This is a genomic window from Methylobacterium sp. J-092 (genome assembly GCF_022829325.1).
Classification (GTDB): Bacteria; Pseudomonadota; Alphaproteobacteria; order Rhizobiales; family Beijerinckiaceae; genus Methylobacterium.
On sequence record NZ_JAKSXU010000132.1, the window covers coordinates 25,003 to 38,918 of the forward strand.

At 71.4% G+C, this 13,916-nt stretch carries 15 protein-coding genes; 6 read left to right on the plus strand and 9 right to left on the minus strand.

The features are described from left to right. Positions 1-3 precede the first annotated feature (3 nt). Genes MKK60_RS16670 through MKK60_RS16680 form a run of 3 tightly spaced genes read left to right on the plus strand, consistent with a single transcriptional unit; the run spans position 4 to position 2,908 of the window. Entirely contained in the window at positions 4-1,050 is a 1,047-nt protein-coding gene (locus tag MKK60_RS16670; RefSeq protein WP_243987443.1) for an iron ABC transporter substrate-binding protein, read from the plus strand. Positions 1,051-1,064: 14 nt separating this feature from the next. Further along, entirely contained in the window at positions 1,065-2,138 is a 1,074-nt protein-coding gene (locus MKK60_RS16675) for a FecCD family ABC transporter permease (protein WP_243987445.1), read from the plus strand. After that, positions 2,138-2,908: an ABC transporter ATP-binding protein gene (locus tag MKK60_RS16680; RefSeq protein ID WP_409567417.1), complete on the plus strand. Its 771-nt coding sequence runs from the start codon at positions 2,138-2,140 to the stop codon at positions 2,906-2,908. The genes MKK60_RS16675 and MKK60_RS16680 overlap by 1 nt, the downstream gene beginning before the upstream one ends. A gap of 82 nt (positions 2,909-2,990) precedes the next feature. On the opposite strand, the gene MKK60_RS16685 is transcribed toward MKK60_RS16680, so the two are convergent. Together MKK60_RS16685 and modA are read right to left on the minus strand one after the other, a co-directional pair. After that, positions 2,991-3,200: a molybdopterin-binding protein gene (locus MKK60_RS16685; protein WP_147726238.1), complete on the minus strand. Its 210-nt coding sequence runs from the start codon at positions 3,198-3,200 to the stop codon at positions 2,991-2,993. A 28-nt stretch (positions 3,201-3,228) separates the two neighbouring features. Next, positions 3,229-4,035, minus strand: coding sequence for a molybdate ABC transporter substrate-binding protein (gene modA, locus MKK60_RS16690; protein ID WP_243987447.1), 807 nt, complete (start codon positions 4,033-4,035; stop codon positions 3,229-3,231). Positions 4,036-4,185: 150 nt separating this feature from the next. On the opposite strand from modA, the gene MKK60_RS16695 reads away from it, so the two are divergent. Next, positions 4,186-4,617: a winged helix-turn-helix domain-containing protein gene (locus MKK60_RS16695; protein ID WP_243932173.1), complete on the plus strand. Its 432-nt coding sequence runs from the start codon at positions 4,186-4,188 to the stop codon at positions 4,615-4,617. On the opposite strand, the gene MKK60_RS16700 is transcribed toward MKK60_RS16695, so the two are convergent. Both MKK60_RS16700 and eno read right to left on the minus strand, forming a co-directional pair. After that, positions 4,543-4,860 (minus strand): hypothetical protein, encoded by a 318-nt coding sequence (locus MKK60_RS16700; RefSeq protein ID WP_243946673.1) that lies wholly within the window; start codon positions 4,858-4,860, stop codon positions 4,543-4,545. The two genes, MKK60_RS16695 and MKK60_RS16700, sit on opposite strands and share 75 nt — an antisense overlap. Positions 4,861-4,926: 66 nt before the next feature. Further along, the gene (eno, locus tag MKK60_RS16705) at positions 4,927-6,216 is read right to left on the minus strand and encodes a phosphopyruvate hydratase (RefSeq protein WP_243938002.1); all 1,290 of its coding nucleotides are present in this window, start codon (positions 6,214-6,216) and stop codon (positions 4,927-4,929) included. A 252-nt stretch (positions 6,217-6,468) separates the two neighbouring features. Between eno and queF the strand changes: the two genes are divergently transcribed. Further along, complete coding sequence (queF, locus tag MKK60_RS16710) at positions 6,469-6,918, plus strand: preQ(1) synthase (protein WP_147726242.1); 450 nt, start codon at positions 6,469-6,471, stop codon at positions 6,916-6,918. Positions 6,919-6,991: 73 nt separating this feature from the next. Here the strand turns inward: queF and MKK60_RS16715 are convergent, their stop codons facing one another. From MKK60_RS16715 to MKK60_RS16725, 3 genes are all read right to left on the minus strand, one after another. Next, a complete protein-coding gene (locus MKK60_RS16715) occupies positions 6,992-7,306 on the minus strand; it encodes a hypothetical protein (RefSeq protein WP_147726243.1) in 315 nt (104 codons plus the stop codon). 346 nt (positions 7,307-7,652) lie between these two features. Beyond that, positions 7,653-8,270, minus strand: a complete 618-nt coding sequence (locus tag MKK60_RS16720) for a flavin reductase family protein (RefSeq protein ID WP_243938004.1) — start codon at positions 8,268-8,270, stop codon at positions 7,653-7,655. Between the two features lie 11 nt (positions 8,271-8,281). Beyond that, positions 8,282-8,845, minus strand: a complete 564-nt coding sequence (locus MKK60_RS16725; RefSeq protein ID WP_243987449.1) for a nitroreductase — start codon at positions 8,843-8,845, stop codon at positions 8,282-8,284. Positions 8,846-9,046: 201 nt separating this feature from the next. Here MKK60_RS16725 and MKK60_RS16730 point away from each other — a divergent pair, with 201 nt between their 5' ends. Next, positions 9,047-9,964: a hypothetical protein gene (locus MKK60_RS16730; protein WP_243932170.1), complete on the plus strand. Its 918-nt coding sequence runs from the start codon at positions 9,047-9,049 to the stop codon at positions 9,962-9,964. A 15-nt stretch (positions 9,965-9,979) separates the two neighbouring features. On the opposite strand, the gene thrS is transcribed toward MKK60_RS16730, so the two are convergent. Together thrS and MKK60_RS16740 are read right to left on the minus strand one after the other, a co-directional pair. Beyond that, positions 9,980-12,007 carry a threonine--tRNA ligase gene (thrS, locus tag MKK60_RS16735; protein ID WP_147726247.1) on the minus strand — a complete coding sequence of 676 codons (2,028 nt, stop codon included), beginning with the start codon at positions 12,005-12,007 and terminating at the stop codon, positions 9,980-9,982. A 219-nt stretch (positions 12,008-12,226) separates the two neighbouring features. Next, positions 12,227-13,816, minus strand: a complete 1,590-nt coding sequence (locus MKK60_RS16740; protein WP_147726248.1) for a catalase — start codon at positions 13,814-13,816, stop codon at positions 12,227-12,229. Positions 13,817-13,916: the final 100 nt, after the last annotated feature.

The following is a 13,916-nucleotide window of genomic DNA, read 5'->3' on the forward strand; positions in this document are numbered from 1 at the left end:
AGCATGCCGCATCCGCGACGCCTCGCACGCACGACCCTCGGCCTCGCCCTGCTGGCGCTCTTGGCGCTCCCGGCGGGGCCGGCCCGGGCCCGCCCGTTCACCGATGCGGCCGGCCGCGTGGTCGAGGTTCCGGAGCGGGCCGCCCGGATCGTCGCCGCCGGCCCGCCCGCGTCCGTGCTGCTCTACACGCTCGCGCCCGAGCGGATGGCGGCCTGGGTCCGGTCGCCCTCCCCCGCGGAGCGGCCCTACCTCGCCCCGGCGACCTGGGGACTTCCGGCCAGCGGCCGCCTGACCGGGCGCGGCGGCACGGCCAACGTCGAGGCGGTGCTCGCCCTCAAGCCGGACCTCATCGTCGACGTCGGCTCGACGGGGCCGACCTACGCCTCGCTCGCCGACCGGGTCCAGGCCCAGACCGGCATCCCCTACATCCTGCTCGACGGCGCCTTCGCCAGGACCGCCGAGACCTACCGTCGGCTCGGCGCCGTCCTCGGACTGGATCAGGCTGCCGACGGGCTCGCGGCCTATGCCGACCGCACCGTGGCGGAGGTCGCCGCCCGCGTCGCGCAGATCCCGGAGGCGGAGCGTCCGCGCGTGTACTATGCCCGCGGCCCGCGCGGCCTGGAGACGGGTTTTTCCGGCTCGATCAACACCGAGATCCTCGAGGTGGTCGGCGCCCGGAACGTGGCCGTCGGCGGCAACGGCCTCGCCAACGTCTCGCCCGAGCAGGTCCTGGGCTGGAACCCGGACGTGATCGTCGCCCTCGATCCCGCCTTCCGGCCCGCCGACGATCCGCTCTGGCAAGGGGTGAAGGCGGTGCGCGAGGGGCACGTCTATCGGACGCCGACGCCGCCCTTCGCCTGGTTCGACGCGCCGCCGGGCGTGAACCGCCTGATCGGCGTGCGCTGGCTCGCGCACCTGCTCTACCCGGCGCAGTTCCCCGAGCCCCTGCCGGCGATCGTCGCCGACTTCTACCAGCGGTTCTACCACGTCGCCCTCGCCCCCGAGGCGGTCGACGCGCTGCTCACTGATGCGGTGCCGGCGCGCCGATGACGCGACGCCGGGCGATGACCCAGGGTACCGCGACGACCGACGCGCCCGCGGCGGCGCAGCCCGTCCACGGCGCGGGACGGCGTGCCTCGGCGGCCGTGCGAGCCTGCCTCGCGCTGTGCGGCCTCGGCGCGCTCGTCCTCGTCGCCCTCGCCGCGGGGAAATTCCCGGTGCCGGTCGCCGAGGTGTTCGCGATCCTGGCCTCCAAGCTGTTCGGGACCGCGCCGGGCGAGGCGACCGCGCAGGTGGTGGTGCTTCAGGTCCGCCTGCCGCGGGTGGCCGCCGCGCTCGTCGTCGGCGCGGCTTTGTCGTCGGCCGGCGCGACCTACCAGGGCCTGTTCCGCAATCCCCTGGTCTCGCCCGACATCCTCGGGGTCTCGGCCGGCGCCGGTCTCGGGGCGGTGCTCGGCATCACCCTCGCGCTGCCGGTCCTCGCGATCCAGGGGCTGGCCTTCGCCGGGGGCTTGGGCGCCGTGGCGATCGTCTACGCGGTCGGCGCGCTGGTCGGCCGGCACGATCCTGTGCTGACGCTGGTGCTGGCCGGCGTCGCGGTCGGCGCCGTGCTCGGCTCAGGCATCTCGCTGCTCAAGGTGCTGGCCGACCCCTACAACCAGCTGCCCGCCATCACCTACTGGCTGCTCGGCAGCCTGTCCTCCGTCACCCTCAGCGACGTCCTGGCGATCCTGCCGGCGATTGGGCTCGGGCTCCTGCCCCTCGTCCTGCTGCGCTGGCGCATGAACCTGATGAGCCTCGGCGAGGAGGAGGCGCGGGCGCTCGGCATCGAGACCCGCTGGCTGCGCCCGCTCCTCGTCGCGGCGGCGACGCTCGTCACCGCGGCGGCGGTCTCGGTGACGGGGGTGATCGGCTGGATCGGCCTGGTCGTGCCGCACGTCGCGCGCGGCCTCGTCGGCCCGGATTTCCGCCGCCTGCTGCCGGCCTCCGCGCTGCTGGGCGCCGGCTATCTCGTGGCGGTGGATCTGGCCGCCCGCACCCTGGCGCCGATCGAGGTGCCGCTCGGCATCCTCACGGCGCTCGCCGGCGCGCCGTTCTTCCTCTGGCTGCTGGCCGCGGGCAAGCGGGGCTGGTCCTGATGCTGTCCGTCGAGGCGCTGGCCTTCGGATACGGCGCGCGCGAGGTCGGCGCCGGCGTCAGCTTCTCGCTCGGGGCCGGCGAGGTGCTGTGCCTGCTCGGGCCGAACGGCGGCGGCAAGACCACCCTGTTCAAGACCCTGCTCGGCCTGCTGCCGGCCCGCGCGGGCCGCGTCCGGCTCGACGGCGAGGACCTGTCGCGCTGGTCGCGGCGCAGGATTGCGCGCGCGATCGCCTACGTGCCGCAGGCGCATGCGGCGTTCTTCCCGTTCACCGTGCGCGCGGTGGTGCTGATGGGGCGCGCGGCCCGGCTCGCGCCCTTCGCCAGCCCCGGCCGCAAGGACCGCGAGGCGGCGGACGCGGCGCTCGAGAGGCTCGGGATCGCGCATCTCGGCGAGCGCATCTACACCGAGATCAGCGGCGGCGAGCGGCAGATGGTGCTGATCGCGAGGGCGCTCGCCGGCGAGCCGCGCATCCTGGTGATGGACGAGCCGACCGCGAGCCTCGATTTCGGCAACCAGACCCGCGTGCTCGAGCAGGTCCGTCGTCTCTCGGCCACCGGCATCGCCGTGGTGCTTTCGACGCACGACCCCGGCCACGCCTTCCTCTGCGCCGACCGCGTCGCGCTGCTGCACGGCGGCCGCCTCGTCGCGCTCGGAGACCCTGAGGCGACGATCACGCCCGAGAGCCTGCGCCGCGTCTACGGGGTGGAGGTGGCTGTGGTGCCCCTGCCGGGGCACGGGCGCTCGATCTGCACGCCGATCCTGGCGTGATCCCGAGCCTCGGGGGGCATCGCCCAAGGGGTCGGTCGCCCACGAGGCCGGCGGATGCCCCCGGCCCCATGATCGCAGCCGGTCAGTCGACGGCGACCATCACGTCGGAGGCCTTGACCACGGCGTAGGCCTCGCCGCCGACCGTGAGCTTGAGGCTGTCGACCGCCTCGTTGGTGATCGCCGCGGTGACGATCTGGCCGGCGGCGATCTCGATCTTCACGTGCGCGGTGGTCGCGCCCTTCTCGACGGCGACGACCTTGCCCTTGATGACGTTGCGTGCGGAGATCTTCATCGAACAGCCTCTGTGGATGAAAGAAAAGTCACTTGGTGCCGGGCTCGGCCGGGATCTCGGTGCGCTGCCCGGCCGGGATCACGGAGAAGCCTTGGGCTTCGAAGAACCGCTTGGCCGACGCGCTCTTCAGGAAGTCGAGGAAACGGGCCGCGCCGTTGCCCTTAGCCTCGGACGTGACGGCGAACGGGTACACCACCGGCGGATGGCTGCCCGCCGGAAACACGCCGACCACCTTCACGCCCGGATCGGACTTCGCGTCGCTCTCGTAGACCACGCCGAGGGGCGCCTCGCCGCGCGAGACCAGGGCGAGCGCCGCGCGCACGTTGTCGGCCTGCGCCAGCCGCGGCTGGATCGTGACCCACAGCCCGAGCGTCTCGAAGGCCGCCTTGGCGTACTTGCCCACCGGCACCGAGCTGACCTCGCCGGTGGCGAGCCGCCCGTCCACGCCGAGCGCCTTGGCGAAGCCCTCTACGGTGAACGGGACCTCGCTCTCCTTGGCGTCCTTCGGTGCGACGACGACGAGGCGGTTTTTGAGCAGGTTCACCCGGCTCTCGGCCCGGATGAGCGTCTTCTTGTCGAGGTAGTCCATCCATTCGAGATCGGCCGAGGCGAAGAGGTCGGCCGGCGCGCCCGCCTCGATCTGGCGGGCGAGCGCCGAGGAGGCGGCGTAGCTCGCCTTGACCGCGATCCCGGTCTGCGCGGTGAAGGCCTTGCCGGCGTCGTCCAGGGCGTTCTTCAGGCTCGCGGCACCGAACACCGTGACCGTCTCGGCGGCCTGCGCGGCGGTCCCGAGCAGCAGGGCGGCGACGAGGACGGCGCGCGTGATACCGATCAAGACGACCTCCGAAACGGCCGCCTCGCAGGGGTCGAGCCGGCCGCACCGCTATATCCCAGCAAGTATAGCGATGGCCAGGGCCGATCGCGGGGTCGATGCCGCTCGCCGTGCCGTCGCCGTCCGGGTTAGAATGCCGGACGAGGGGAACCGATGGCGACGCTGAGCATCCGCATCGATCTCGGGCCGGGCAACCGGCTCGGACCCGGTAAGGTGCAACTGCTGGAGATGATCGCCGCGCACGGTTCGATCTCGGCGGCGGGCCGGGCGCTCGGCATGTCCTACCGGCGGGCCTGGATGCTGGTCGAGGCGATCAATGCCGGGTTCAGGCAGCCGGTGGTCGAGGCGCAGATCGGCGGACGGAGCGGTGGCGGGGCGCGGCTGTCCGCCTTCGGCGCGGAGGTGGTGGCGCAGTACCGCGCGGTCGAGCGCCTGGCTGCGGAGGCCGCCGCCCCGTTGCTCGTGCGCCTCGAAGGCGCGGCGGCGGATCCATCCGGCGATCGTGGAGGATCAGGCGACCGACCGGAGGGCGGCGGCGATGGCGTCCCGCTCGGCGGCGAGATCGCCGGTGGCGACGGGGCGTGAGGCGCGGGCGTACCAGTAGGCCGCGTTGGCCGGGTCGCCCTCAAGACGGTGGAGATGGGCGTGGACCCAGGCGGCATCCGCACCCGCCGCGTCCTGGACGAGCGCGTGGGCGCGGTCCCAATGCGTCGGACCCTTCGCCGCCCACCACAGGGCGGCCAGCGCCGGAGGCAGGTCGTGCGGCGGGGCGTCGGCCGCAGGTTCAGGGTCGGGCTGGGCGGTGGGCGTCGCGTCCGGCTTCGTCATCGTCGGCTCCGGCCTGCGCTGGGCTGCAGGCCGGGATGACGCGGGTGCGGGTACGGAGGTTCCGCCTCAGGCGCGCACGGATTGGCGCAGCGCGCCGCGCCCGGCGTAGCGCCCCTGCGCGCCGAGGCCCTCCTCGATCCGGATCAGCTGGTTGTACTTGGCCAGTCTGTCCGAGCGGGCGAGCGAGCCGGTCTTGATCTGCCCGCAATTGGTCGCGACCGCGAGATCGGCGATGGTCGCGTCCTCGGTCTCGCCGGAGCGGTGCGACATCACCGCGGTGTAGCCGGCTCGATGAGCCATATCGACGGCGGCCAGCGTCTCGGTAAGCGAGCCGATCTGGTTGACCTTGATCAGGATCGCGTTCGCAGAGCCCTCCGCGATGCCGCGGGCGAGGCGTTCGACGTTGGTCACGAACAGGTCGTCGCCGACGAGCTGGCAGCGGTCGCCGATGCGCTGGTTGAGCAGGCGCCAGCCCTCCCAGTCGTCCTCGGCCATGCCGTCCTCGATCGACAGGATCGGGTAGGCGTCGACGAGCTTGGCCAGGTAGTCGACTTGGCTCTCGATCGAGCGGACGGTGCCCTCGCCCTCGTAGTGGTAGGCGCCGTCCTTGAACCAGTCGGTGACCGCGCAGTCGAGCGCGAGCACCATGTCGGTGCCCGGCTTGAAGCCCGCCGCCTGGATCGACTCCATGACGAAGTCGAGGCCGGCTTCCGCCGTCGGCAGGTTCGGGGCGAAGCCGCCCTCGTCGCCGACGTTGGTGTTGTGCCCGGCCTTCTTGAGCGCGCTCTTGAGGGTGTGGAACACCTCGGCGCCCATGCGCACCGCCTCGGCGATGGAGGTGGCCCCCACCGGCATGATCATGAATTCCTGGAAGTCGATCGGGTTGTCGGCATGCGCGCCGCCGTTGATGATGTTCATCATCGGCACCGGCAGGACCCGGCCCTGGACGCCGCCGACGTAGCGGTAGAGCGGCAGGCCGGAGGCTTCCGCGGCGGCCTTGGCCACGGCGAGCGACACGCCGAGGATGGCGTTGGCGCCGAGGCGGGCCTTGTTGGGGGTGCCGTCGAGCTCGATCATCGCCTCGTCGACCGCGACCTGGTCCTCAGCGTCCATGCCGCCGATCGCGTCGAGGATCTCGGTCTGGACCGCGTGCACGGCGTTGCGCACGCCCTTGCCGGCGTAGCGGCCCTTGTCGCCGTCGCGCAGCTCCACCGCTTCATGCGCGCCGGTGGAGGCGCCCGACGGCACGGCCGCGCGGCCGAAGGAACCGTCCTCCAGCAGCACGTCGACCTCGACGGTGGGGTTGCCGCGGCTGTCCAGAATTTCGCGGGCGGCGATGTTGGTGATCGCGGTCATGAAGGCTCCTCCCCAAGGGCGCACGCGATCGGCGGCGGGCCCGGATTCGGTCTCGTCGCTGCGGCTTATCCGTCAAGGCGCGGCCTCGGGCAAGGCGGTGCGCGATCGCGCGATGCGACCGGCAAAGTGAATGCAAAAGCCGCCGCCGCCCGTTCCGGTTTCGAGCCCCAGCGGCGATGCCACGAGCGACGCGCGGCCGAACCATGCACGCGGGTCGGATGCACCGCGGCGAGGCCTGCGGTAAGGAGGGCCATGACCGATGAATCCTTGCAGCTGGGGCAGCCGACGCCCCTCCCCGCCGGCCCGCACGAGGCCCGCCTCGACCGGGTGCCGAACCCGCACCCGGATACCGACTACCTCGCCCGCTTCACCGTCCCGGAATTCACCTCGCTCTGCCCGGTGACCGGCCAGCCCGACTTCGCGATCCTGGTGATCGACTACGTCCCGGATCGCTGGCTCGTGGAGTCGAAGTCGCTCAAGCTCTACCTCGGCGCATTCCGCAACCACGGTGCGTTCCACGAGGATTGCACGGTGGGCATCGCCAAGACGCTCGTCGACCTGCTCGGGCCGCGCTACCTGCGGATCGGCGGCTTCTGGTACCCGCGCGGCGGCATCCCGATCGACGTGTTCTGGCAGACCGGTGCGCCGCCCGCCTCCGTCTGGCTGCCCGATCCCGGCGTCCCGCCCTACCGCGCCCGCTGAGGGAAGCCGTACGAACGAAAAGGGCGACCGGAATGCCCGGTCGCCCCAAATTCACGTGCTGGATGGCGAGCCCTTAGTAGGGCGAGCCGTAGTAGCCGCCGTAGGCCGGGGCGCCGTAGCCGCCGTACGCACCGTAGCCGCGGTTGTAGCCGTAGGCATCGCGTGCTGCGCCGGCGGCGATCGCACCGGCTGCGAGTCCGGCGATGCCGAGGCCGACAGCGGCGCCCGTGCCGATGCCGCGACCGCCGCGGTAGCCATAACCCCGGCCGTAGCCGCCGCCGTAACCGTGGCCGTAGCCGCCGCGGAAGCCGGGACGCGCATCGGCCGTGGTGGCGGAGAGGACACCAGCCGAGATGATCGCGGCGGTGACGAGAGCGAACTTGCGCATGATGATCCTTTCTCGATGATCCATCGAATTCACAAGCTCAACGCTGAAGCTGGGCGATCGTTCCGAAGGTTCCATGGCGAAGTGGACCCCAGGGGGAGATTCGGTGCCGGCATTCGCGCCCGGCGAAGGTTAACGAAGCGCCGGCAAGACCGGGGTTCGGGCCTGCGCTCCGCCTCAGGGCGCGTCGCCACTGCACGGGGATGCAGGGGCGCGTGCCGGCGATGAGGGTCTAAGCTTTCTTCGACCGCGCACGGGTCTTGCGCGCACGACCCTGCGCGGGCGGAGATCCGTCGAAGGGCGCCGGGCTGCAGAGCCCGAGCGCGCGCCTGTTCCGCTTCCCGTCGCGTCAGCGCGCGGTGTAGTCGCCGGCGCCCTTGGGGCGCTGCATGGCGAACTTCGCGTCCGGCCCGATCTTGAAATAGTCGAAGTAGCCGCCGCGCATGATCGGCTGCATCGCGGCCGTGTCGACGAGGCCGTCCTTCACGAAGCGGTCGTCGATGTAGATCGAGACCACCTGCCCGATCACCAGGAAGTTGGCGGCCTCGCCCCCTCCGAGCGGAACCAGCGGCACGGTCTGCAGCCACCGGCATTCGAGCGCGGCGGCGGCTTCCGCCACCCGAGGCGCGCGCACCTTGCGCGACGGGGCCGTGGTCAGCCCCGCGAAATCGAACTCGCTCTCGCCGCGCGGCAATGGGGCCGAGGAGGCGTTCATCGGCTCGCGCAGATCGTAGGTGGCGAGGTTGCAGACGAAATCGCCGCCCTCCTCCGCGAAGGTCAGCGCGTCCTTGCGGCCGGTGGAGGAGAACGCGACCATGTCGTCGCCGACCGCGTTGAAGAACGAGTACGGCGCGAGGTTGAGCTTCCCGTCGCGGCTCATGGCACTGATCCAGCCGATCGGCCGCGGCGCGACGATCGCCTTCAGCGGGTTGTGCGGCAGGGTGCGGTCGTCGGGGGCGTAATGCATGGGTGCGAGCCTTACAGGCGCGTGACGATCTCGGCGAGGTCCGGCCGCGGCCGGTCCGACGGGATCTCCTCGGGGGCACCGATATGGATGAAGCCCGCGAGCTTCTCGCGCGGGTCGAGGCCAAGGGCTTCGAGCACGCGGCGATCGTAGGCGTACCATTCGGTCAGCCAGGCGGTGGCGAAGCCCTGGGCGTTGGCCGCCACCACGAGGTTCATGCAGGCGGCGCCCGCCGACAGAACCTGCTCCCATTCCGGGATCTTCACGTGCGGCCCGGCCCGCGACACGACCGCGACGACGACCGGCGCGTGCGCGAGGCGCTTGGCCTCGAGGTCGAGCCGCGCGGCGTCGGCCTCCGGGTTGTCGGCGGCGTAGGTCTTCGCGATCACGGCCCCGATCCGCTCGCGCGCCGCGCCCGCGATCACGATGAAGCGCCACGGCGCGAGCTTGCCGTGGTCGGGCACCCGCGAGGCCAGCGTCAGGATCGTGTCGATCTGCTCCGGACTCGGTCCCGGCTCCGTCATCCGCACGGGCGGCACCGAGCGGCGGGTGCGCAGCATGTCGAGGGTGGCGTTCATCGGGGCGTCTCGGCTGGCCGGTGCGGGGCGGTCCCGCGATCGCGCCGGGATTTCGCACGGGTGGGGCCGGCTGGGAAGTCGGGCAGCTTGGCGCGGGGAGCGCGAGGACCCTCGGCGGCCTTGCGCTCGCCACGGTCCGGGATCACACGGGCGAGACGGTGACGTTCGGCCGGTTCGGCCTTTGGGGAGAAGGCTTGCGACATGCGCGGACGAAGGCTCGGGCCCGGATTGGCGCTGCTGGCTGCGGTCGCGCCGCTCGCAGCCGCGGCGCAGTCGCCGGACCCCTTCGGCAACCGCCTCGGCGGCGGCCTTCCCTCGCCCTCGATCACGACGCCGGACCTGCCCCCGAGCCAGCCCGAGGGCGAGGCGACCCTGTCGCTCTCCGCGCTGCTGTCGGGGATCGGCCAGCCGCTGCGGTCCGGCCTGGTGTGGCGGATCTACGAGGACCGCACCGACGGCGTCCGGCCCGCGATCGTCGCGCGCTCCACCGACCCGGCGCCGACGTTCAAGCTCGCGCCGGGCGCCTACGTCGCCTCCGTGACCTACGGCTTCGCCAGCGCCACCAAGAAGATCGCGATGTCCGGCCAGCCGGCGACCGACACCCTGCGGGTGGCCGCCGGCGCGCTCAAGCTGTCCGGCGCGATCGGCGACACCCGGATCGCGCCGGCGCAGCTCTCCTTCTCGGTCTTCGTGCCGATCGGCACCAACTCGGAGGGGCGGCTGGTGCGCAGCGGCGTCAAGGCCGGCGAGCTGCTGCGCCTGCCCGAGGGCACCTACCACGTGGTCTCGACCTACGGGGAATCGAACGCGATCCAGCGCGCCGACCTGAAGGTCGAGAACGGCAAGGTCACCGACGCCACCCTCAACCACCGGGCCGCCACGGTGACGCTGAAGCTCGTCACCAGCCCCGGCGCCGAGGCCTTCGCCGGCACGGCCTTCTCGGTGCTGACGCCCGGCGGCGACACCATCCGCGAGGCGATCGGCGCGTTCCCGCAGGTCACCCTGGCGGAGGGCGACTACGTGCTGATCGCCCGCCACGACGGGCAGGTCTACACCCGCGAGTTCAAGGTCGAGAGCGGGCTCGACCGCGACATCGAGGTCCTGGCCAAGGCGGGGTGAGCGGGCGCCGGCGCCTTACGGCGTCGGGCTCTCGCCATGCTGCCCGTCGAGCACCGTGCCCGTGCTCGGCACGCTCTCGGCGACGGCCTCGGCCCGGCGCAGGTCGGGCGAGGTCGCCTCGGCGACGAAGCTCGCCACCGCCTCCGCGAGCGGCAGGGTCCGGGTCTGCTGGCTGCCCAGCCGCCGGATCGAGACCGTGCGCTCCTCGGCCTCGCGCCGGCCGAGCGCCAGGATCACCGGCACCTTGGCCAGCGAGTGCTCGCGGACCTTGTAGTTGATCTTCTCGTTGCGCAGGTCCGCCTCGACCCGCAGGCCGGCCCGCGTCAGCGCCCGGACGACCTCCGCCGCATAGGCGTCGGCTTCCCCGGTGATGGTCGCGACCACCACCTGGACGGGGGCGAGCCAGAGCGGGAAGTGGCCGGCGAAGTGCTCGATCAGGATGCCGGTGAACCGCTCCATCGAGCCGCAGATCGCCCGGTGCACCATCACCGGCGGCACCTTCTGGCTCTCGGCATCGACGTAGAACGCACCGAACCGCTCCGGCAGGTTGAAGTCCACCTGCGTGGTGCCGCACTGCCAGTCGCGCCCGATCGCGTCGCGCAGCACGTACTCGAACTTCGGCCCGTAGAAGGCGCCCTCGCCCGGGTTCACCTCGGTGCGGATGCGGCCGCCCGACTGCGCCTCGATCTGCGCCAGCACGCGGGTCATCACCTCCTCGGCATGGTCCCATAGGGCGTCCGAGCCGACCCGCTTCTCGGGCCGGGTCGAGAGCTTCACCACGATCTGGTCGAAGCCGAAATCGGCGTAGGTCGAGAGGATCAGGTCGTTGATCGTGAGGCACTCGTCGGCGAGCTGGTCCTCGGTGCAGAAGATGTGCGCGTCGTCCTGCGTGAAGCCGCGCACGCGCATCAGCCCATGCATCGCGCCCGACGGCTCGTAGCGATGCACGACGCCGAATTCCGCCATGCGCAGAGGCAGGTCGCGGTAGCTCTTCAGACCGTGCTTGAAGATCTGAACGTGGCCCGGGCAGTTCATCGGCTTCAAGGCGAACCAGCGCTTGTCCTCGGCCTCGTCGCCGGCGCTTTGGGCCGCGAACATGTTCTCGCGGTACCAGCCCCAATGGCCGGAGGTCTCCCACAGGGCCTTGTCGAGGATCTGCGGCGCGTTGACCTCGGCGTAGTCGCCCTTCAGGCGGCGGCGCATGTAGGCGATCAGCTCCTGGAAGATCGTCCAGCCCTTGGCGTGCCAGAACACGACGCCCGGCCCCTCCTCCTGGAAGTGGAACAAGTCCATCTCCCGGCCGAGCCGGCGGTGGTCGCGGCGCTCGGCCTCCTCCAGGCGGTGGAGATAGGCGTCGAGCTCCTCCTTCGTGGCCCAGGCGGTGCCGTAGATGCGGGTCAGCATCGGGTTGCTCGAATCGCCCCGCCAGTAGGCGCCGGCGACCTTCATCAGCTTGAAGGCCGGCCCGACCTTGCCGGTCGAGGTCATGTGCGGGCCGCGGCACAGGTCGAACCAGTCGCCCTGGCGGTAGACCTTCAGGTCCTCGCCCGGCGGGATCGCGTCGACCAGCTCGACCTTGTAGGCCTCGCCCCGGTCGGCGAACACCTTGCGGATGTCGTCGCGCTTCCAGACCTCCTTGGTGAAGGCCGCATCGCGGGCCATGATCTCGCGCATCTTCGCCTCGATCGCCGGGAAGTCGTCCGGCGTGAACGGGGTTTCGCGCGCGAAGTCGTAGTAGAAGCCGTTCTCGATCACCGGGCCGATCGTCACCTGCGTGCCCGGCCACAGCGCCTGAACGGCCTCCGCCAGCACGTGGGCGCAGTCGTGGCGGATCAGCTCCAGCGCCCGCGGGTCGGTGCGGTCGAGGAACTCGATGCGGGCGTCGCGCTCGATCGTGTCGGACAGGTCGGCGACGACGCCGTCGAGCGCCATCGCGACGGTGCGCTTGGCCAGCGATTTCGCGATGCCTTCGACCACGCTCCGTCCGGTCACGGCCTCGTCGTAGGCGCGGGTGTTGCCGTCGGGGAATGTCAGGATGGGCATCGTCGCGGTGTCTCCGGGCTCACTCCTGCGTACGCGGCAGGTAAGCGCAAACGAGGGTCGGTCCCCGCGCGGGGCGCGGGAGCGGCCGTTTAGACCGTTTCCGGGCGGGAGGAAACGCCGCGCCGCGCGGCGGCGGGGCTGGCCGCCAAAGAAAGAACCCCGCGCGGTCCTTCGACCGCGCGGGGCTGATGTCGTCGTCCGCGCGAAGCGCGAAGCGGGCTACTCGGCGGCGATCTGGTGCGCCTGCGAGCCGTCCGTGTAGGTCTCGGGCGTCAGGCGCTTGCCCGGCGCGGCGCGCCCCGGCAGCGGCGGCAGCGCCAGCGCCTTGGCGAGGTCGATCCCGGCCCCTTCCGCGACCCGGCGGCCGTAATCGGCGTCAGCATGCGAGAAGTGCCAGACCATCCGCAGCTGGATCGCCTCGGGGCACTGCTTCATGTCGCCGACGAGGTTGGCGATCAGGTCGTCGCGCTCCCAATCCTGGAACGAGCGGTAGCGCACGCCGGCCTGGGTGTAGTCGTCCTCGGTGCGCGAGGTCTGGTAGCGGCCGAGGTTGCCCTGCACCGGCTGGTGGTAGTCCTTCGCGGGCTTCGGCGCCTCGCGCAGGCCCTCGGCCAGCGTCGAGGGCTCGTAGTTGATGTGCTTGTTCGGGCCGGTCCCGTCGACGCCGTAGGTCATCTGCCCGTCGCGCTGGTTCGAGTAGACCTTCACGCCCGGCTGCGGCGCGTTGATCGGCAGCTGCAGGTAGTTGGCGCCGACCCGGTAGCGCTGCGTGTCCGAGTAGGACAGCGTCCGGCCCTGGAGCATCTTGTCGTCCGAGAAGTCGATGCCGTCCACGAGCACGCCCGTGCCGAAGGCCGACTGCTCGACCTCGGCGAAGAAGTTGTCCGGCACGCGGTCGAGCACCATGCGGCCCACGGGCAGCAGCGGGAAGTCCTCGACCGGCCACAGCTTGGTGTCGTCGAGGGGATCGAACGACAGGTGGTCGTTCGGGCCGTCCGGCATGATCTGCACGCAGAACTCCCACTCGGGGAAGTTGCCGGCCTTGATGTTGTCGTAGAGGTCACGCGTGGCGTGGCCGACGTCCTTGCCCTGGATCTCGGCCGCCTGGGCCGAGGTCAGGTTGCGGATGCCCTGCTTGGGCTCCCAGTGGAACTTGCAGAGCACCGCCTCGCCCTGGTCGTTGACCAGCTTGTAGGTGTTGACGCCGGAGCCTTCCATCTCGCGATAGTTGGCGGGGATGCCCCACGGCGACTTCAGGTGCGTCACCATGTGGATCGCTTCGGGGTGCTGCGCCACGAAGTCGAAGAAGCGCCACGCCTCCTGGCGGTTCGTCACCGGGTCCGGCTTGAACGCGTGGATCATGTCGGGGAACTTGATCGCGTCGCGGATGAAGAAGACCTTGAGGTTGTTGCCCACCAGGTCCCAGTTGCCGTCGACGGTCTTGAACTTGACCGCGAAGCCGCGCGGGTCGCGCTCGGTCTCCGGGCTCTCCTTGGCGCCGGCCACGGTGGAGAAGCGCACGAACATCGGCGTCTTCACGCCGGTCTCGTTGAGGACGCGGGCGCGGGTGTACTTGGAAGCCGGCTCGTTGCCGATCTTGCCGTAGGCCTCGAAGTAGCCGTGGGCGCCGGCGCCGCGGGCATGCACGACCCGCTCGGGGATGCGCTCGCGGTCGAAATGCGTGATCTTCTCGATGAACTGGTAGTTCTCGAGCGTCGCGGGACCCCGCTCGCCCACCGTGCGCGTGCTCTGGTTGTCGCGGACCGGGTGGCCCTGGCGGGTCGTCAGGATCGGGCGTTGATCGCTCATGCGAAGAATCTCTCCGTGGTGGTGACGAGGCTCGAGGATCGGCGCCTGCGCCCGCGAACGAGGGGACGCCGTTTCCTGGAATCGTTCCGGGCTCTCCTTA